Source organism: Paracoccus sp. BR5-17, from assembly GCF_055693925.1.
This window is the reverse complement of record NZ_JBVFUV010000003.1, coordinates 2,083,139-2,099,990: the sequence shown is the minus strand read 5'-3', so window position 1 is coordinate 2,099,990 and position 16,852 is coordinate 2,083,139. Positions and strand designations below refer to the sequence as shown.

Genomic DNA, 16,852 nt, shown 5'->3' with positions numbered 1-16,852 from the left:
CGGTCAGCGGGTCCTGCCCTCGATCACGGTCTTGAGGATCAGCACGACAAGCGCGATCAGCGTCAGCGTCGAGGCTGCGGCGAAGGCGCCCACGGTGTTCAGGTCGTTGAACAGCAGTTCGATCTGCAGGGGCAAGGTGTTCGTCTGCCCCCGGATCGCCCCGGATACGACCGATACGGCGCCGAATTCGCCCACCGCCCGCGCCGTCGCCAGCACCGCGCCGTAAAGCAGCGCCCAGCGGATGTTGGGCAGCGTCACTAGGCGGAAGATCTGCCAGCCCGACGCGCCCAGCGTCAGCGCCGCCTGTTCCTGTTCGGACCCCTGCGCCTGCATCAGCGGCAGGACCTCGCGGGTGACGAAGGGGCAGGTCACGAACAGCGTCACCATCACGATGCCCGGCAGCGCGAACAGGATCGTGATGTCGCTGGCCGCCAGCGCCGGACCCAGCAGCCCCTGGCGACCATAGAGCAACAGATAGCAGACGCCCGCGATGATGGGAGAGATCGAGAACGGCAGGTCGATGATCGTCAGCAGCAGCTTGCGCCCCGGGAAGGTGAAGCGCGCGATCAGCCAGGCGGCGGCGATGCCGATGGTCAGGTTGACGGGAAGCGTGATGACCGCGACCACGGAGGTCAGCCAGATCGCGTGCAGCGTGTCGGGGGCCAGGATGTTCTGGGCAAAGACCGCGAAGCCTTCGGACAGCGCGCGCCAGAAGATATAGACCAGCGGCACCACGACGACGAACAGCGTCAGCGCCACCGCAAGACCGACCAGCAGCCACTGGATCCTGCGGTCCGAACGCGGGGCAAGGGCCGCGGGGGCGATGGCGGGCGTCATGCGGGAACCCTCCGGCGGGTCAGGCGGGCCTGAAGCCAGCTTGACAGGGCCAGCAGCGCAAGCGCGATGGCAACCAGCGTCAGCGCGATGGCGGCGGCGCCGTTGTAATCGTATTCCTCGAGCCGGATCACCGCCAGAAGCGAGGCGACCTCGGTCTTCATCGGCAGGTTGCCGGCGATGAAGATCACCGCCCCGAATTCGCCCAGGGAACGCGCGAAGGCGATGGTGGTGCCGACCAAGAAGGCGGGCAGGATCGCCGGGAAGATCACCTTGACGAAGGTCTGCAAGGGCGAGGCGCCCAGCGTCCGGGCGGCTTCCTCCTGGCCGGGGTCCAGATCCTCGAGGATGGGCTGGACGGTGCGGACCACGAAGGGGATCGACGTGAAGGACATGGCGATGGCGACGCCCCAGAGGGTATAGACGACCGAGATGCCGGCGGGCGCAAGCAGTTGCCCATACCAGCCGTTGGGCGAGAACAGGGCTGTCAGCGCCAGCCCCGCCACGGCCGTCGGCAAGGCGAAGGGGATGTCCATCATCGCGTCCAGCAGCCTGCGCCCCGGAAAGCGATAGCGCACCAGCACCCAGGCCATCAGCAGCCCATAGAGCGCGTTGAACACCGTGGCCAGCGCCGCCGCGGTGATCGTCAGGCGCAGCGCAGCCAGGGTGCGGGGGGCGGTCACGATCTCCCAGAAGCGGAGGGGGCCGATTTCCGCGCCCTTGAGGAACAGGGCGATCACCGGCAGCAGGACGATGACGCCGACATAGGTCAGCGTCAGGCCCATCGTCAGGCCGAAGCCCGGCAGGACCCGCCGTTGCCGCCCGGCAGGGACGGATGTGACCGCCGCGGCGCTCATTGGTTCACGAACACGGAATCGAGGATGCCGCCTTCGGCGAAATGTTCCTCCTGGACCTTGTCCCAGCCGCCGAAGACCTCCTCGACCGTGACCAGCTTCACCTCGGGGAAGTTGGCGGCGAACTCGGCCGTGATCGCGTCGTCATGCACGCGGTTGTAGTTCCGGGCCAGGATGCGCTGCGCTTCCGGGGAATAGAGGAAGTCCAGATAGGCCTTCGACACCTCAAGGCTGCCCTTCTCCTCGGCGTTCTCGGTGACGATGGCCACCGGGAATTCTGCGAGCAGCGACAGCGAGGGGGTGACACGCTCCAGCGCGGCGTCGGCATATTGTTCGGCGATGCCCCCGGTTTCGGCCTCGAAGGTGATCAGCACGTCGCCCAGCCCACGTTCTGCGAAGGTGGCCGTGGCCGCGCGCCCGCCCTGGTCGAAGACCGGGACGTTGGCGAAGATCTTCCTCACGAAGTCCTGCGCCGCCGCGTGATCGCCGTTGTTCTTGTCCAGGCCATAGGCGTAGGCCGCCAGATAGGTATAGCGCGCGTTGCCGCTGGTCCTGGGGTTCGGGAAGATCACCTGCACGTCGTCGCGCGCCAGGTCGTCCCAGTCGTCGATCTGCTTCGGGTTGCCCTCGCGCACCAGGAAAGCCGGCAGCGAGTAATAGGGCGATGCCTGGTTCGGGAAGGCTTCGCGCCAGTTCTCGTCAACCAGGCCGCCCTCGGCCAGCACGTCGATGTCGGTGACTTGGTTGAAGGTCACCACGTCGGCGGGCAGCCCCTCCAGGATCGCGCGCGCCTGTTTGGACGATCCGCCATGCGACTGGTCGATGCTGACCGTGCGGCCGGTTTCAGCCTGCCACTGTTCGGCGAAGACCGGGTTCAATTCGGCGAAAAGCTCTCGGGCGATGTCGTAGGACACGTTCAGGATCGCGTCCTGGGCCGCAACCGGCGAGGCAAGCCCCAGCACGAGGGCGAGGGCGGTGGTCAGGCGGGTCTTCACGAGCGGGCCTCCTTGAGAATCTGCGGGGTCTGGACGGGCGCGGCGGCCTGGGGGGCGCCGCCGGGAAAGATCTGGCCCACGGCCGGGCGCAGAAGAACGCCCTGGCCCTGGCGCAGGTCGCGGCCTTCGCGGCGCGGCACCTCGGCCTCGATCCGGCAGCCCGCGTCGTCCTGCGCCACGACGCGCAGCAGCGCCCCTGTCGAGGCAAGCTCGGTCACGCGGAACGGGGCCTGCGGGTCCGGGACGGGCAGGATGTCGGCGGGGCGCAGGAACAGCGTGGCCGGGCCGTCAGCCATCGCCCGGCGCGGCAGGGCCGACAGGTCAAGCCCCGGCGCCTGCGCACGACCGGCGCGCATCGCCACCGGAACCTCGACCGTCAGGCCCAGGAAGCGGGCGACGAAGGGGGTGGCAGGGTGGTCATAGATCTCGTCGGGGCGGCCGATCTGCTCGACCACGCCGCCGTTCATCACCACCACGCGGTCGGCCAGTTCAAAGGCCTCCTCCTGATCGTGGGTGACGAAGATCGTCGTCGTGCCGGTATTGTCGTGGACGCCCCGCAGCCAGCGGCGCAGGTCGCGGCGAACCTGGGCGTCAAGCGCGCCGAACGGCTCGTCCAGCAGCAGCACACGGGGGTTGATCGCCATGGCGCGGCCCAGCGCGACCCGCTGGCGCTGCCCGCCCGACAGTTCGGCCGGATAGCGGTCGGCAAGCCCGTCGATCTGAAGGAAGGCCAGCAGCCGGTCCACGGCGGCCGCGATCTGCGCCTTGGCCGGGCGTTGGGCGCGCGGCATCACCGACAGGCCGAAGGCGATGTTGTCGCGCACGGTCATGTGCGGGAACAGCGCGTAGTGCTGGAAGACGAAGCCGATGCGCCGTTCGGCGGCGGATTTCGCCAGCCAGTCCGCGCCCTCGAAGGACAGCCCGCCGGCGTCCGGCCAGTCCAGTCCCGCGATGATGCGCAGAAGCGTCGTCTTGCCCGAGCCCGATGGCCCCAGCAGCGCGATCAACTCTCCCGGTTCGACCGTCAGATCGATCCCGCGCAGAACCTGGGTCGCGCCGAAGCGCCGGACTAGATGGGATATCACAAGCGACATGGCGGGCCTTCCTGTTTGTGCAAGCCAGTTAGCCATGCCGCCGGCGCTTGCCAAGGAAGGCCACCCTTGCGCCAGGCAGCCCGGCGCGGAAGATTGTTCCGCCGCTGCGGCGCGGCGGAAAAACGGCGGTCCTGCACCGTGCCGAAAGGCTTGCGCCCGTCATGCGCCAACAGCAGCCGCCAAGATTTTTTCCTTTTCTTTCGTGGCCCGGCCACAGCCACAGGAGGATACAAGTCCTGTCAGGGTGCGGCGGGTCCGCCCCTCAGCGCCGCCACAGCCAGTCATGCCCAGCCAGGCTGCCCTGAACCCTTGCCAGCAGCCGCAGCGCCGGGGGCGCGGGCTAGCGCCGCAGCGCAGCCGATCCACCACGACCTCGACCGGGCAGGGAAGGCCGCTGATCGGGTCGCGATAGCGCGGATAGGCGATCAGGCAGGCGTGGACCAGGGCCGCCAGATCCGGGCGCGCGGTGCGGCGGGCGGGAACCGGCCCCAGATCGCGCGTCAGCCCCCAGCCCGCATAGAACGGCGCCCCCAGGGTGGTCACGGGGACGCCCCGCAGCAGCGCCTCGAACCCCAGGGTCGAGGTGATGGTCCAGACCTCGTCCACCTGGGCCAGAAGGGCCACCGGATCGGCTGCCACGGCCACGTCGTCGGCCAGCCCGCCCGCATCGACAGCGCCCGGGCGCAGCCCCGCCTCGACATCCGGGTGCGGCTTGAAGATCAGCTGCGCGTCCGGGTTGTCCGCGCGAACCCGGCGCAGCAGGTCGAGGTTCGTCCGTTCCCGCCCCGCGCCCAGCCGGATCGAGGCGTCGTCCTCGACCTGGCCGGGCACCAGAATCCGCCTGCGCCCGGTGTCCCGGGGGCGATAGGCCGGGGCGGCCAGGTTGTATTTGGTCAGGCCGCCCGTGCGGATCGCCGCGAGCAGCCGTTCGGCCCGCTGGATGCCCCCCGGCGGCGGGCCTTCGGCAATCAGCCGTTCCAGGCGGCTTTCCCGCGTCGGGTCGAAATAGATCCCGAGGTCGTCCGCCACCAGGGACAGCGGCGGCGTCAGGGCCGCCCCCAGCCCGCGTGAGCGCAGGAAGCCGTCTTCCACCCGCGCCGCCCCCGGCACCCGATCAGCCGCGCCTGCCCAGGCCAGCGTCACGCCCGGACCCGGCCTGCCGGTGAAGCGCAGGCCGGCGCCGTCGCCGAAGGCCCGGGCGATGGCGCGCCGCTTCCACAGGCGCATCCCGTAGGCCAGATGCCCGTCCCGGTCCTGGCGGAAGGCCCGGGCCTCGGCCTCGATCTGGTCCAGCGCGCCTTCGAAGCCGGTCAGGCGATCGCGGCAGGGGTCGTACCAGACCGGGGCCAGCAGATGGCTGGCGGCGAACAGCGCCTCGATGGTGGCGTGGCCGCGGCGGCCTGCCGGCAGGGGAGCCTCGTCCTCTGACAGGCCCCAGCCGGCGTAAAAGGGCTGGCCGAACAGCCGCGGCCGGTGGCCTGCCAGCATCGCCTCGTATCCCAGCAGCGAACTGACGGCATAGACGGCATGGGCGTTTTCCAGCAGCCGCCAGGGCGACACCTCGTGGTCGCAGAGGATGTCGCCGGGGCGCAGGTCGTGGCCGCCCAGATGCCCGGGCCGCAGGCCGCGGATGGTTTCGGGATGGCTGCGCAGCACCACGGGACGGCCCGGATGTTCCCGGCGCGCCGCATCCAGCATTGCCAAGAACCGTTCCCGCCCCGCCCCCATCAGCGAAGCATCGCCCCGGGTCTGGTCGATCACCAGCACGTATCCCGCATCGGGGGCGGGCAGGCCGGGGCGGTGGACGTTGTATTTCGACAGATCGCCCGCGCGCAGCCGGGCGATTCCCATACGGGCGCGGTCATCAAGTCCGTCGGTCGCGGCGCTGGTCACAAGATGTTCGATCAACGAGGGGCGGGAAGGATCGAAATGGAGCCCCAGCGGGTCGATCAGCAGCCCGATCGGCCCGCGCCGGGCGATGGCACCGGCGGCCCGTCCCGGCAGGACCGAACGCAGGAAGGCGTCCTCGACCGTCACCACGCCCGCCCCCCGGCGTTCCGCCACCCAACGGCCCCGCCAGGCGGTCGGGCTGGCGCCCCAGACGGCGATCCGGTCGGAAGGACCGGGAAGCCCGACACGCAGGCTCCACCCCGCCAACCGCAGGATCCGCCGCAGCCGGGGCTGGCGCCAGAAGCCCGCGTTGAACGCGAAAAGCCGCCGGTCCCTGGTCCCGGCGGCCTGGAGGTCGTCCGTCATCGGCGGATCATTGGGCCAGGTTCTGGACCGAATTGGCCGAGTTGATCGGGCCGATCAGCGCCGCCAGACGCTTCTGCCACTGAACATAGGGCGCTTCCGTCACATAGACGGTGTCCTCGTCGCGGATCAGGAAATCGCGGGCCAGGAACAGCCCGTTGGGCCGCGTCAGATCCAAAACATAGGCGATGCGCTGCGATCCCTGGACCGTCTTGCCCAGGACCTGCGAGGCGACCTGTTCGGGTTCGTCGCGCAGGATGAAGACCCCCGTCGGATCGGCCAGGTTGGAATTGAGGCCGCCGACCATCGCCACGGCCTCGACCGCGTTGATCATCTCGTTGCCCAGGGGCACGCGGGTCTGGCCGCCCAGGGCGCCAAGCGCGGTGAAGCTGCGCTGATCCTCTTCGACCAGGATCACGTCGCCGGGGCGCAGCGCGATGTCGTTGCTGGCGTTGGAATAGAGGTCGGTCAGCCAGACCTTGCCGGTGCTGTTGCCGCGCTTCACGGTGACCACGGCGATCTCCGGCTCGATCGAGACGCCGCCTGCCCGGGCCAGCATCGCGCCCAGTGTCCGGGTCGGACGTTCGATCGGATAGACGCCTTGGGCCGTGACCTTGCCCATCACAGAAACCGTGGCCCCGTCGCCCGCGACGCGCGCCACCGTCACCTGCGGGTCGGGCGTCTGGGTGGCAAGGCGTTCCGTGATGATCTGGCGCAGCTGGTCGGGCGTGGTGCCCGCGGCCTGAACCCGGCCCGCGTAGGGCACGAAGATATAGCCGCTGCTGTCCACCTGGATTTCCTGAAGCGCGGTCGAGCTTGCCCCCAGCGAGGACAGCAGCCCGTCATCAACGTTTTCCCAGATCGAGAGCCCCAGCACGTCGCCCGCGCGGATTTCGTCGGCGCCGACCTGGCCGGCGCGCAGGAAACTGCTGGAGAAGCCGTAGGACGGCGTGAAGTTCGTGGCCCGCGCGACATGATCGTTGACGTAGATCACGTGGGTGTTGCCGCCATTCTCGACGGCGCCGGAATAGATCTCGTTCTTGCTGGGGCCGGATCTGGGCAGGCTGCAGGCCGCCAGCAGCGTCATGGCGACGATCAGGGTCAGGCGCATCGCCAGACCCGCCACCGGACGGGCCGGGGAAAGCTTCACTGTCACCTCTCGAAACTCCTGTTCCTTCGCCCGGAATTGGCATCCGGTTGTGCGGGCAATCTAGCCCGCGGTGGCGGCGGACGCCACACCTTCCTGAAGCCTAATCCCGATCTTCGCCGATCTGCTGGCGACGCTGGAAACGCCCGTTGGCCAGGGCGCGATAGGGATCCTCGGGCGCCAGGATCAGGTCAGCGACCAGCCGCAGCGCGTGGGCGCGCGACCGCCGGGAATAGAAGCCGCCGGGAACCTGGCTGGTCTGCAGAAGATAATCGCGAAAGACGCGGTAGGCGGCCGTGTCCGGCTGCCGGGGATCGGCCATGAACTCGGCCAGGGTCTGATCGGACACCAGGCCGGGCTTGCAATAGACCGCACGGCCCAGCGCCTTGACCGGCAGGCCCCGCCACAGCGCCTGTTGCGCCGCGGTGGAATTGACGGTGACGACGGCACGGGCGTGGGCGAGCATCTCGGCCAGCTTGCCGCCACGGAAGTAATGCACGCGGCCGGACAGGCCGTGGCGGGCCGCCGCATTCCGGATGGCGCTGCGGTTCCGGCCGCGCCCGTCCTCCAGCGGGTGGGCCTTGAAGACCAGATGGTGATGCCGCGGCGCCGAGCGCGCGAATTCCGCGACGACCTGATCCACGAAGTCGCGGTTCGACCTGAAGGGCGAATGGCCCAGCATGTTCGAATCGTGTTCCAGCTGCATCGGCACCAGCAGATAGGGCTTCCCCGACAGCCGGAAATGCCGCCACTGGACCAGGCACGCGGCCGAATGGACCGGCATCAGCAGAAGGCGCCGCAGGTTCAGGCGGAATTCGTCCAGGACGGGCAGGGCGCGATGGCTGGCAAAGTGCCGATAGCGCCCGTTCCTGGCCAGGACCAGGAAGTGATACAGCGCCCCGTAGGCCTTGTGCTGGCGCATGTCGCCCCAGCGGGCGGGCGGGCGTCGCACCTCGGTCAGAGTGTCGCGCAGCGTCGCGCGCATCTCGGGCAGCGAGATGTCCAGCAGCGCCGAATGGCCGTTCGACCCGCCGCGTTCGTAGCTGATCCAGTAGGGGCGCAGATAGCCTTCCTCGAAGACGTGCAGCCGAAGGCCGGCGTCCCGGGCCGCCTGACGCGCGGCCGCGTGGACCGGGCGCACGTCGCCATACAGCACGATGTCCGTCACCCCCTTGTCGGCGATGATCCGGGCGAGATGCGCGGGCCATTCGGCGCCGCTGCCGGTGTGGCGCAGCAGATGCGGGGGTCCGACCAGAAGAATTCGTCACCCGCATTGAAGGCGCATCGCCAGACCGTTGCCCCGGCGGCCCGCAACAGGGCGCCCAGCCGGTCGAAGAACGGCCCGTGCGGACCCTGCAGCAACAGGAAAACCCGGTCGCAAGGCGCCGTGACGGTGGCCTTGATCCCGGGTATGAAGGCAAGATGGTCCTGGATCAACGCAGCCTACCGTGGAAAATACCCCGACAGCATAGGACTGCGGAGGTTAACAGCCAATTAACGGCGCCACGGCTTGCGAGCAAAAACGGAATGGCCTAGTCATCCCGGAAACCGGGGGTTTGGACGTGTTCACAGGCATCATCACGGATATCGGCAGGGTCGCGGCGGTCGAGATGCGCGGCGACATGCGTGCCCGGATCGACTGCGGCTATGACATGGCCACCGTGGACATGGGCGCCTCGATCGCCTGCGACGGCGTCTGCCTGACGGTGGTGGACAAGGCGCCCGGCTGGTTCGCGGTGGACATCTCGGCGGAAACGCTGTCAAGGACCAACATCGGCGCGGGCGGCTGGCAGGTCGGGCGCAGGCTGAACCTGGAACGCGCGCTGCGCGTCGGGGACGAACTGGGCGGCCATATCGTCAGCGGCCATGTCGATGGCGTGGCCGAAGTGGTCGAGATGCATGACGAGGGCGACAGCCTGCGGGTGCTTTTCCAGGCCCCGGCCGAGCTTGCGCGCTATATCGCGCCCAAGGGCTCGGTGGCGCTGAACGGCACCTCGCTGACCGTCAACGAGGTGGCGGGCAGCCGCTTCGGCGTGAACCTGATCCCCCACACCCGGCAAGTGACGACTTGGGGCGAGGTCGCGGTCGGTGATGCGATCAATCTCGAGGTCGATACCATGGCCCGCTATGTCGCCCGCCTGACCGAGGCGATGGGCGCGCCGCTGCCTTCCGGGGCTTGACGCGGGCCCGCTTTCGGGACATTGCAGCCGGTCTCTGTGCAAGGGCTGACCGATGAACGCGAACGACCAGAAGGCCAAGGACAAGCGCGCGGACCGTCGCGCGCTCAGCAGCGGGGCGCGCTTCTACGCGGTTCAGGCACTCTATCAGATGGAGGCCGCGGGCCAGTCGGCCGAGCGGGTGACGAGGGAGTTCCAGTTGTTCCGCCTGGGAGCCGAGGACGAGGACGGCCAGCACCTGCCCGCGGACGAGGCGCTGTTCTCGCGCATCCTGGACGGCGCCGTGACCTGGCAGTCCCGCATCGATCAGGCGACCGATCGCGGGTTGGTGGCGAAATGGCCGATCGACCGGATCGACCCGGTGCTGCGCGCGCTGTTCCGCGCCGCCGGGGCCGAACTGGTGATGCCGCAGACCCCCCCAAGGTCGTCATCACCGAATATGTCCGCCTGGCCGAAGCTTTCTTTCCGGGGGTCGGGAACCGAAATTCGTGAACGCGGTCCTGGACCACGTGGCCCGTGACCTGCGGCCCGAGGGATTCTGAGGCCCGACGCTTTTCCTGCTGTAAACTGCCCCGTCTGGCGTATGATGCACAGGGCCTGTCTGGGGGGGCGTCTGGCTGGAGGCGTCATGCCGTTGATGATCCGCGTCTATCTGCGCAGCGCCGCCATCGGCGTCCTGCTGGGGATCTGCTTCGTGGCGGCCCTGCTTGTCCTGGACATCGCCCATCTGCGCCACCTGATCCTGAACAGCGACGGGGGATGGCTGGCCGGGGTCATGCTGGTGGCTGCCAATGCCATCGTCTTTGCCAGCGTGCAGTTTGCCCTTGTCATCATGGGCCTTGCGGAAAAGCCCCGGAACAGCGGGCGCGGCGGTGGGTCCGGGCGCCTGAACCGGACTCCCGCGCCACAACCGGCGGGCGCAAGAATCACCCGCCGCAGAAGGTGATCGGGACAACCGGAAACAAGCCTTGGCAAGCGTGTCGATTCTGCAACATCCTGGGCCGTGACGCCGGCTGAAAGAACTGCCTGCCAGATGTGCAATCACAGGTTTATGTCCAGTCCCACCCGCACCGGCGCAGGATCATTTTCCTTAGTCAGCTAAGTTTTTGTTGGTCCTTCAACTTGTTGCATTAAACGCAATCTGGTTCCCAACCTCTTGCTCAAACTTATGTTTCAGCAACTTTTCGCCAGCCGCCGGTGTCAGCGATCGATATCACAAATCCGCGTCCGGGTGACTTTCGCTGCCGACCTATGAACCGGATGGGGGCGACGCTACTTCATCTTTCGCAGAGATGCTCTGGCGTCCTTTCAGGCGCTAGGACAACAGAACTCAGCTCGTGAGGATGAAATGAAAACGATTACGCTGCTGACCGGCTCCGCCGCGCTGATGGCTGCCCTTTCCGCCCCGGCCTTTGCCCAGACCGAGATCGCGGCGGGTGCCGACGCCACCGGAGTCTCGGCCATCAATGACCGGATCATCGACGTCGAGGACGCCGTTCAGGACGACTTCGAACGCGACATCGACGATGCCCGCTTCGGCAACCCCGACCGCCGCGAAGGGCTGTTCGGCTCGTTGGCGCTGACCTATGCTGGCAGCACCGGCAACGACGAAAGCCAGGACTTCTCGCTGGCGGGGCGCGTGTCGAACAACGCCGGACCCTGGCAGCAGTCGGTCGGGATGCTGCTCGAGTTCGGCGAGGACGAGGAAGGCGACAAGGACAAGGAAGAAGTGTCGACCATCTATGATGGCGCCTACTACTTCAATGACCGCTTCTATGCCTTCGTCCTGGGCCGCTTCAGCATCGACGGCCTGGCCAACGGCGACGAGTTCGGCGAAGACGACATCGAGGATGTCGATGAAGATCTGAGCAACTTCGCCCGCGACGGCTTCATCGGCATCGGCCCGGGCTACCGCGTCATCAACACCGAACAGACCGCATGGCGCGTTCAGGCCGGTATCGGCTACCGCTACACCCAGACCGGCGCGCAGAAGTCCGGCTTCGACCTGGTCGACCTGGACGACGACGGCGATCTGGACGTGGTGGATGTCGATGACTCGTCGGACAGCGGCGTGGGCTACATCGTGTCGTCGCGGCTGTATCACCGCTTCAACGACATGGTGTTCATCACCAACGACACCGACTATCTGTCGTCGGAAGATTCGGCCGACGTCATCACCAACCAGTTCGGCGTCAACTTCCAGATGTCGGACCAGCTGGCGACCCGCATCAGCTATACCACCGAATACCAGGAAGACCGTGAGATCCGCACGGACAACACCCTGGGCGTCTCGGTCGTCTACGGCTTCTGAGCCGCAGACTGCAGGTCACGCACAAGGGCGGCCGCAAGGCCGCCCTTCTTGCATGGAAAAACCGCCGCTGCGGGGCAGGGCGGCTTCATGGGGTGGCGGGAACCGCAGCGACCGCGGCAGCACGAGATTTCCCGAAAGCCTGGATTACCAGGTGGGCGCCGGTTAACGAGACCAGGGTCACGCCAGAGCCAGCCCCCTCGGAAAAGTTATAGGCCAGTGGAAAAATGGCCGCACGCGAGAAGAGCAGAAACCCGCCACGGCAGAAAATAGGACCGGGGCAGGGGCAGTTCAAGCCGGTTGCGGCGTGTTTCCGCTTCGTTCTATAACCCGTCCATGAACCAGCCAGCACCCGGTCTTCCCGCCATGCCCGGCCAGCGTCTTGCGCGCGGGGTGGGACGGTTGTTGCGCAGCATGGATCACGCCGTCCTGACCGAATTCGCCCCCGTGCGCGGCCTGCGCGTCGATGTCATCAGCATGGGCCCCAAGGGTGAATTCTGGATCGTCGAATGCAAGAGCTGCCGCGCCGACTTCATCCAGGACCGCAAGTGGCAGGGTTACGTCGAATGGTGCGACCGGTATTTCTGGGCTGTCGATTGCGACTTCCCGACGGATCTGCTGCCCGAGGATACAGGGCTTATCCGCGCGGACGCCTATGGCGGAGAGATCCAGCGGATGGCGCCCGAAACCCGGCTTGCAGGGCCCCGGCGCAGCAGGATCATGCGCGATTTCGCCCGCGCTTCCGCCTTGCGCCTGCAGGGGCTGACGGACCCCGACGCGATCAGCGTCTCGGCTTTCTAGGCTTGCCGCCCTTGCTGCCCATCTGACGCGCGGCCTCGGCCGCCGCCAGCAGTTCCTCGGCGATTTCGGTCGCCTCTTCGGGATCGAAGTCCAGGGGAAGGTCGATGCCCTCGGCCTCGACATAGATCCGCACCATGCCCTGGTCCGTCGGCCCGATCTGCAGATTGGCCGCGATGTCGCTTTGGCTGTTGATGCCCATGCCCGATGTCCTTCTGTGATGGGTTTATGTATCCTGCACGCAGATTCCCGGCAAGTCGGGCTTGCAAGCCTGTCGATCCAGGGTTAGAGAACGCATCCGTGCCGCCTTAGCTCAGCCGGTTAGAGCGCTAGATTGTGGATCTAGAGGTCCCCCGTTCGAGCCGGGGAGGCGGTACCATCCCCCGGACTGCATGAATGTCGATGGCCGGACTGGTCCGGTGGAACTCGGGTCTTTGTCCGCGGGTTTGATCCTTGATGGTGACAACGCACCCGAGGATATGACCATGGCAGAACAGAATCCCGCCCTGAACAACGCCAAGAAGGACGCCACGGCGACCGGGCAGCAGGTGAAGAACGACCTGCGCGAAGGCGCCAAGAACGTCAATGAGGACCTGCGCGACGCCGGCGCGCAGAAGGACAGCGGCACCCAGAAGTCGGGCAGCGGCAACATCAAGGACCGCGGCGCCGACATGGCGAAGCAGGCCCGCGAAACCGCCCAGGACTATGTTGAGCAGGCCCGCGAGGTCGGCGGAGAGTATGCCAGCCGCGCCCGGGCCGAGGCCGAGCGTCTCTACAGCACCGGCCAGCAGAAGGCCTCGGAAGTGGCCCATTACGCCGAGGAGCGTTACGACGAAGTTTCCGAAATGGTCCGCCGCAATCCCGCCCAGGCTCTGGGGATCGCTGCCGGCATCGGCTTCCTGGTCGGCCTGATCCTGGCCCGTCGCTGAGGACGTTTCCCATGTTCGACTATGCGCAGCGTCTTCAACTTGCTCTCAAGGACACCGCGCGTCGGTCGGCCATGAAAGCGGTGGCCGGGGTCGTCCTGGCCATCGCCGTCGGCTTCCTGATTGCCGCGCTCTGGTCATTCCTGGCCCATAATCTCGGCTGGGGCCCGACCCTCGCCTCGCTGGCGGTGGCGGTGCTGTTCATCGTGGTCGGGCTGGTCCTTTTCACAATGTCGAAGAACGCCAAGCACGAGATGCCTTCGACAGATGACCTGAAGAAAGAGGTCGAGGCGCGGGTGTCGCTGGCCGCCGATGCAGCGCTGCTGAAGGCCCGTTCGGAAGCCGAGCGCGTCATGGACATGGCGGGCAACAAGGTGTCGTCGCTGATGGATGAGGCAAGCCACCGGGCCAACAAGCTGGCCGACGATACGGAACGGCGCGTCTTTGGCGTGGCGAGGAACGCGGCGCAGGCGGTGGGCTTTACCCCCGCAAAGATCGAGACGGTGCGCAGCCGGGTCGAGGACGCCACCGGCACCCTGTCGCGGGCGAACAGTTCGAACGCGGCCAGCATGGCAAAGCTGCTGGGGGCCTTCGCCATCGGCGTCACGCTTGCGGCGAAGCTCCGCGAACAGCAGGATGACGACGACGAGGACGATTATCGCGACGACATCCTGTAAGGGAAAAAGGGCCGCATCCAGCGGCCCGTCTTTTGCGGGATGATCCGCGGGTCAGGCGTTGGCTTCCCGGATCTTGTCGGCGGCATCCTTGTCGTAAGCTACGCCTTTCTGGTCGAACAACTGATCCAGCTCGCCGGACAGCGTCATCTCGGTGACGATATCGCAGCCGCCGACGAATTCGCCCTTGACGTAAAGCTGCGGAATGGTGGGCCAGTCCGAAAAATCCTTGATCCCCTGGCGGATCTCGTCGTCAGACAGCACGTTCACGTCCCGGTAGTTGACGCCCATGTAGTTCAAGACGCCGGCAACCCGGCTTGAGAACCCGCATTGCGGCATCTCCCTGGTGCCTTTCATGAACAGAACGACGTCGGTCGTATCCACGATTTCCTGAATTTTCTGCGTCACTTCCGTCATGTCTTTCATCCTGTCTCTGATGGTCTGGCCAAGGGGCAGGGCCTCAGTCAGGCGCTTTGGTGGTCAATGCAAGGGCGTGAAGCTGGCCGGATTTGCCCGCCATCTTGTCCTGGAGGGCTGCATAGACGGCCCGCTGCTGCTGAACACGGTTCTGGCCCCGGAAGCTTTCGTCGATCACCTCGGCGGCATAGTGGTTTCCGTCACCCGCCAAGTCGGTGATCGTGATCCGGGCGTTGGGAAATGCCGTGCGGATCAGGGCTTCTATGTCATGGGCTTCCATGGCCATGGGGCTGTCCTTCTGCCTTTGCGACACAGATGTAGGTGAAGCAGGGCAGCCCCGCAAGGCCAACGAAAAAGGCGGCCGCGTGGGACGCGGCCGCCTGCATCGGGGCAGCAACCATGTCAGTTCGCAGTCGCTGCGCCCACGGTTCCGCCAACCACAGCGCCGGCAGGACCGGCAATGACGGCGCCGCCCAGACCGCCGGTCGCGGCCCGTTCGGTCGCATTGTCACCACAGGCGGCCAAGACGAAAAGCAGCCCGCCGCACAGGCTTGCCGTGATCACTCTCATGGGATTGTCCTTTCAGGATCCAGGGTTACGGTCGTCGCATCAATGAGATAAAAAAGCCGAAGAAGGGGATAAAGTTCCGAAATCAGCCGCTCAGACAGTAGCTTGGCGGTACCGACATAATCTGTATTATGGAACATAAAGGAAAAGCCGCATGAACGTCTGCCTTGCGCCCTGTCCGGTCGTCTTCGATCTGGACGGCACCCTGATCGACAGCGCCCCGGACATCCATGCCTTCGTCAATGCCGTCCTGGCGCAGCATGACGTGCCGCCTCTGACGCTGGCCCAGGTCCGCGGCTTCATCGGCGGCGGTGTCGATGCGTTGTGGCAGAAGGTCATGGCGGCGCAGCAGCTTCCTGACGACCGCAAGCCCCATTACATCGCGGCGTTCATGGCCTGCTACCAGGACGCGACGCAGCTGACGCGGCTTTTCCCGCATGTCGCCCGCTGCCTGAATACGCTGGCCGACCGCGGGCATCCGCTGGGGATCTGCACCAACAAGCCACTGGCCGTCACTCGTGCCATCCTGGCGCACCTGGACCTTGCGCCCCTGTTCGGATCCGTGATCGGCGGAGATTCGGTGCCAGAGCGCAAGCCGCATCCGGCTCCTCTGCGTGCGGCGCTGCAGGAACTGGGCGCGGATCCGGTGCGGCCGCGCGCCCTCTATGTCGGCGACAGCGAGTTCGACGCCGCCTGCGCCGCGGCGGTTCCGGTGCCATTCCTGATCTATACACAGGGCTATCGCCTGACGCCAATTCAGGAATTGCCGCATCTGGCGCCCTTCGACGACTTTTCAGACCTGCTTGGCTTGATCGAATCGCATGTCCCGGCCTGACCTGTCGGGACGATAAGTCGCCGGCCGCCGACGCTTGACATTGCGCACCGGGATGCGCCAATCCGGGTGAGCATCAGGAAAGGCTTGTCATGGACCTGCGTCAGCTTACTCCGAACCTTGCGGTCTCGCCGCAGATCGACCTGTCGGACGTGCCGCTGCTGGCCCGATCGGGCTTCAAGACGCTGATCAACAACCGCCCGGACGAAGAAGACGGAGCGATCGATCACGAGGCGATGGCCAAGGCCGCCGCGGAGGCGGGGATGGAATACCATTACCTGCCCTTCCGGCCCGGCCAAGTCACGCCCGACCTGATCCAGGATTTCGCCGCCGCGCTGGAAGGCCAGAAGCCCGCCGTCGCCTATTGCCGGTCCGGGCACCGCTCGACGGTGCTGTGGGCGCTGGGTCAGGCCGGCAGGCTGTCCGAAGCCGAGGTGCTGAACACGGCGACCCAGGCAGGCTATGACCTGTCGCCCGTCGTGCCGCTGATGCGGTCGCTGGCGGGGGCCAGCCGCTGAGGTTCAGGCCGGCACGCCCAGGGCGCGCTTGACATTGGCGGTCCAGCCCAGCAGCCGCAGATCGTCAGCGACGATCGCCGGCCGCTTCATGACGCTGGGCCGCGCCCCCAGCATGGCCACCGGATCGGCGGCCCGGTCTTCCTCGGACATGCCGCGCCATGTCAGGCTGGCGCGGTTCACGATCTTGTCGCCGAAGGCGCGGACCAGCGTTGTCCGTTCTTCCTTCGACAGCGGGTCCTGCTGGACGTCGCGGAAATCGACCGTCCAACCATGCTGTTCCAGATCCGCCTGCGCCTTCTGGCAGGTCGAGCAATGTCCAAGACCGTAGAGGGTCAGTTTCTTCATCAAGGGCTCCGATCAGACAAAGGGCACCAGGGGAACGCCGCACGCCGACAGCGGCAGAAGCGCGGCAAGGGCAAGAAGCAGTTTCACGAACGTCTCCGGAGGGTGATACGGGG

Annotated in this window: 20 protein-coding genes, 1 tRNA gene and 1 pseudogene; 10 read left to right on the top strand and 12 right to left on the bottom strand. The window is 66.8% G+C overall.

The annotated features are described in order from the left end of the window. Positions 1-3 precede the first annotated feature (3 nt). The 7 genes from cysW to ACZ1HC_RS11860 form a co-directional block, all read right to left on the bottom strand. Positions 4-837, bottom strand: coding sequence for a sulfate ABC transporter permease subunit CysW (cysW, locus tag ACZ1HC_RS11890; RefSeq protein ID WP_472700167.1), 834 nt, complete (start codon positions 835-837; stop codon positions 4-6). After that, positions 834-1,691: a sulfate ABC transporter permease subunit CysT gene (gene cysT, locus ACZ1HC_RS11885; RefSeq protein ID WP_472700166.1), complete on the bottom strand. Its 858-nt coding sequence runs from the start codon at positions 1,689-1,691 to the stop codon at positions 834-836. Before cysT ends, cysW begins: the two co-directional genes overlap by 4 nt. Continuing rightward, positions 1,688-2,683, bottom strand: a complete 996-nt coding sequence (locus ACZ1HC_RS11880; RefSeq protein WP_472700165.1) for a sulfate ABC transporter substrate-binding protein — start codon at positions 2,681-2,683, stop codon at positions 1,688-1,690. The genes cysT and ACZ1HC_RS11880 overlap by 4 nt, the downstream gene beginning before the upstream one ends. Beyond that, on the bottom strand, positions 2,680-3,777 hold the full coding sequence (locus tag ACZ1HC_RS11875; protein WP_472700164.1) for a sulfate/molybdate ABC transporter ATP-binding protein: 1,098 nt from the start codon (positions 3,775-3,777) through the stop codon (positions 2,680-2,682). Before ACZ1HC_RS11875 ends, ACZ1HC_RS11880 begins: the two co-directional genes overlap by 4 nt. Before the next feature lie 159 nt (positions 3,778-3,936). Beyond that, positions 3,937-6,033 (bottom strand): capsular polysaccharide biosynthesis protein, encoded by a 2,097-nt coding sequence (locus ACZ1HC_RS11870; protein ID WP_472700163.1) that lies wholly within the window; start codon positions 6,031-6,033, stop codon positions 3,937-3,939. A 7-nt stretch (positions 6,034-6,040) separates the two neighbouring features. After that, positions 6,041-7,141, bottom strand: a complete 1,101-nt coding sequence (locus ACZ1HC_RS11865) for a polysaccharide biosynthesis/export family protein (RefSeq protein ID WP_472700833.1) — start codon at positions 7,139-7,141, stop codon at positions 6,041-6,043. Positions 7,142-7,280: 139 nt separating this feature from the next. Beyond that, positions 7,281-8,345 carry a capsular polysaccharide export protein, LipB/KpsS family gene (locus ACZ1HC_RS11860; protein WP_472700162.1) on the bottom strand — a complete coding sequence of 355 codons (1,065 nt, stop codon included), beginning with the start codon at positions 8,343-8,345 and terminating at the stop codon, positions 7,281-7,283. 394 nt (positions 8,346-8,739) lie between these two features. Between ACZ1HC_RS11860 and ACZ1HC_RS11855 the strand changes: the two genes are divergently transcribed. The 5 genes and pseudogenes from ACZ1HC_RS11855 to ACZ1HC_RS11835 all read left to right on the top strand — a co-directional run bounded on the left by ACZ1HC_RS11855 (position 8,740) and on the right by ACZ1HC_RS11835 (position 12,463). After that, complete coding sequence (locus tag ACZ1HC_RS11855; RefSeq protein WP_472700161.1) at positions 8,740-9,357, top strand: riboflavin synthase; 618 nt, start codon at positions 8,740-8,742, stop codon at positions 9,355-9,357. Positions 9,358-9,409: 52 nt separating this feature from the next. Further along, positions 9,410-9,896: pseudogene (gene nusB / locus ACZ1HC_RS11850) on the top strand (transcription antitermination factor NusB). Positions 9,897-9,982: 86 nt separating this feature from the next. Further along, positions 9,983-10,300 (top strand): hypothetical protein, encoded by a 318-nt coding sequence (locus ACZ1HC_RS11845; RefSeq protein ID WP_472700160.1) that lies wholly within the window; start codon positions 9,983-9,985, stop codon positions 10,298-10,300. A gap of 402 nt (positions 10,301-10,702) precedes the next feature. Continuing rightward, positions 10,703-11,665, top strand: a complete 963-nt coding sequence (locus tag ACZ1HC_RS11840; protein WP_472700159.1) for a DUF481 domain-containing protein — start codon at positions 10,703-10,705, stop codon at positions 11,663-11,665. Between the two features lie 333 nt (positions 11,666-11,998). Continuing rightward, entirely contained in the window at positions 11,999-12,463 is a 465-nt protein-coding gene (locus ACZ1HC_RS11835; RefSeq protein WP_472700158.1) for an MmcB family DNA repair protein, read from the top strand. Here the strand turns inward: ACZ1HC_RS11835 and ACZ1HC_RS11830 are convergent. Beyond that, the gene (locus ACZ1HC_RS11830; RefSeq protein WP_472700157.1) at positions 12,444-12,662 is read right to left on the bottom strand and encodes a DUF6324 family protein; all 219 of its coding nucleotides are present in this window, start codon (positions 12,660-12,662) and stop codon (positions 12,444-12,446) included. The two genes, ACZ1HC_RS11835 and ACZ1HC_RS11830, sit on opposite strands and share 20 nt — an antisense overlap. 100 nt (positions 12,663-12,762) lie before the next feature. On the opposite strand from ACZ1HC_RS11830, the gene ACZ1HC_RS11825 reads away from it, so the two are divergent. From ACZ1HC_RS11825 to ACZ1HC_RS11815, 3 genes are all read left to right on the top strand, one after another. Next, positions 12,763-12,839, top strand: a tRNA-His gene (locus ACZ1HC_RS11825). Between the two features lie 106 nt (positions 12,840-12,945). Further along, entirely contained in the window at positions 12,946-13,389 is a 444-nt protein-coding gene (locus ACZ1HC_RS11820) for an ElaB/YgaM/YqjD family protein (RefSeq protein ID WP_472700156.1), read from the top strand. Positions 13,390-13,400: 11 nt separating this feature from the next. Next, positions 13,401-14,063, top strand: coding sequence for a phage holin family protein (locus ACZ1HC_RS11815; RefSeq protein WP_472700155.1), 663 nt, complete (start codon positions 13,401-13,403; stop codon positions 14,061-14,063). A gap of 51 nt (positions 14,064-14,114) precedes the next feature. Here the strand turns inward: ACZ1HC_RS11815 and grxD are convergent, their stop codons facing one another. The 3 genes from grxD to ACZ1HC_RS11800 all read right to left on the bottom strand — a co-directional run bounded on the left by grxD (position 14,115) and on the right by ACZ1HC_RS11800 (position 15,047). After that, positions 14,115-14,477 carry a Grx4 family monothiol glutaredoxin gene (gene grxD, locus ACZ1HC_RS11810; protein WP_472700154.1) on the bottom strand — a complete coding sequence of 121 codons (363 nt, stop codon included), beginning with the start codon at positions 14,475-14,477 and terminating at the stop codon, positions 14,115-14,117. 43 nt (positions 14,478-14,520) lie between these two features. Beyond that, positions 14,521-14,763, bottom strand: a complete 243-nt coding sequence (locus ACZ1HC_RS11805; RefSeq protein WP_472700153.1) for a BolA/IbaG family iron-sulfur metabolism protein — start codon at positions 14,761-14,763, stop codon at positions 14,521-14,523. 116 nt (positions 14,764-14,879) lie between these two features. Continuing rightward, a complete protein-coding gene (locus ACZ1HC_RS11800) occupies positions 14,880-15,047 on the bottom strand; it encodes a hypothetical protein (protein WP_472700152.1) in 168 nt (55 codons plus the stop codon). A 151-nt stretch (positions 15,048-15,198) separates the two neighbouring features. Here ACZ1HC_RS11800 and gph point away from each other — a divergent pair, with 151 nt between their 5' ends. Both gph and ACZ1HC_RS11790 read left to right on the top strand, forming a co-directional pair. Next, positions 15,199-15,879: a phosphoglycolate phosphatase gene (gph, locus tag ACZ1HC_RS11795; protein WP_472700151.1), complete on the top strand. Its 681-nt coding sequence runs from the start codon at positions 15,199-15,201 to the stop codon at positions 15,877-15,879. Positions 15,880-15,968: 89 nt separating this feature from the next. Further along, complete coding sequence (locus tag ACZ1HC_RS11790) at positions 15,969-16,394, top strand: TIGR01244 family sulfur transferase (protein ID WP_472700150.1); 426 nt, start codon at positions 15,969-15,971, stop codon at positions 16,392-16,394. A 3-nt stretch (positions 16,395-16,397) separates the two neighbouring features. Here the strand turns inward: ACZ1HC_RS11790 and ACZ1HC_RS11785 are convergent, their stop codons facing one another. After that, positions 16,398-16,739 (bottom strand): arsenate reductase family protein, encoded by a 342-nt coding sequence (locus ACZ1HC_RS11785; RefSeq protein WP_472700149.1) that lies wholly within the window; start codon positions 16,737-16,739, stop codon positions 16,398-16,400. Positions 16,740-16,852 lie beyond the last annotated feature (113 nt).

What these genes read in the sequence shown, in the direction of transcription:
- cysW (WP_472700167.1), bottom strand. Translation starts at nt 837, where the DNA reads ATGACGCCCGCCATCGCCCCCGCGGCCCTTGCCCCGCGTTCGGACCGC.
- cysT (WP_472700166.1), bottom strand. Translation starts at nt 1,691, where the DNA reads ATGAGCGCCGCGGCGGTCACATCCGTCCCTGCCGGGCGGCAACGGCGG.
- ACZ1HC_RS11875 (WP_472700164.1), bottom strand. Translation starts at nt 3,777, where the DNA reads ATGTCGCTTGTGATATCCCATCTAGTCCGGCGCTTCGGCGCGACCCAG.
- ACZ1HC_RS11870 (WP_472700163.1), bottom strand. Translation starts at nt 6,033, where the DNA reads ATGACGGACGACCTCCAGGCCGCCGGGACCAGGGACCGGCGGCTTTTC.
- ACZ1HC_RS11865 (WP_472700833.1), bottom strand. Translation starts at nt 7,141, where the DNA reads ATGCGCCTGACCCTGATCGTCGCCATGACGCTGCTGGCGGCCTGCAGC.
- ACZ1HC_RS11845 (WP_472700160.1), top strand. Translation starts at nt 9,983, where the DNA reads ATGCCGTTGATGATCCGCGTCTATCTGCGCAGCGCCGCCATCGGCGTC.
- ACZ1HC_RS11840 (WP_472700159.1), top strand. Translation starts at nt 10,703, where the DNA reads ATGAAAACGATTACGCTGCTGACCGGCTCCGCCGCGCTGATGGCTGCC.
- ACZ1HC_RS11835 (WP_472700158.1), top strand. Translation starts at nt 11,999, where the DNA reads ATGAACCAGCCAGCACCCGGTCTTCCCGCCATGCCCGGCCAGCGTCTT.
- ACZ1HC_RS11830 (WP_472700157.1), bottom strand. Translation starts at nt 12,662, where the DNA reads ATGGGCATCAACAGCCAAAGCGACATCGCGGCCAATCTGCAGATCGGG.
- ACZ1HC_RS11820 (WP_472700156.1), top strand. Translation starts at nt 12,946, where the DNA reads ATGGCAGAACAGAATCCCGCCCTGAACAACGCCAAGAAGGACGCCACG.
- ACZ1HC_RS11815 (WP_472700155.1), top strand. Translation starts at nt 13,401, where the DNA reads ATGTTCGACTATGCGCAGCGTCTTCAACTTGCTCTCAAGGACACCGCG.
- grxD (WP_472700154.1), bottom strand. Translation starts at nt 14,477, where the DNA reads ATGACGGAAGTGACGCAGAAAATTCAGGAAATCGTGGATACGACCGAC.
- ACZ1HC_RS11805 (WP_472700153.1), bottom strand. Translation starts at nt 14,763, where the DNA reads ATGGCCATGGAAGCCCATGACATAGAAGCCCTGATCCGCACGGCATTT.
- ACZ1HC_RS11800 (WP_472700152.1), bottom strand. Translation starts at nt 15,047, where the DNA reads ATGAGAGTGATCACGGCAAGCCTGTGCGGCGGGCTGCTTTTCGTCTTG.
- gph (WP_472700151.1), top strand. Translation starts at nt 15,199, where the DNA reads ATGAACGTCTGCCTTGCGCCCTGTCCGGTCGTCTTCGATCTGGACGGC.
- ACZ1HC_RS11790 (WP_472700150.1), top strand. Translation starts at nt 15,969, where the DNA reads ATGGACCTGCGTCAGCTTACTCCGAACCTTGCGGTCTCGCCGCAGATC.
- ACZ1HC_RS11785 (WP_472700149.1), bottom strand. Translation starts at nt 16,739, where the DNA reads ATGAAGAAACTGACCCTCTACGGTCTTGGACATTGCTCGACCTGCCAG.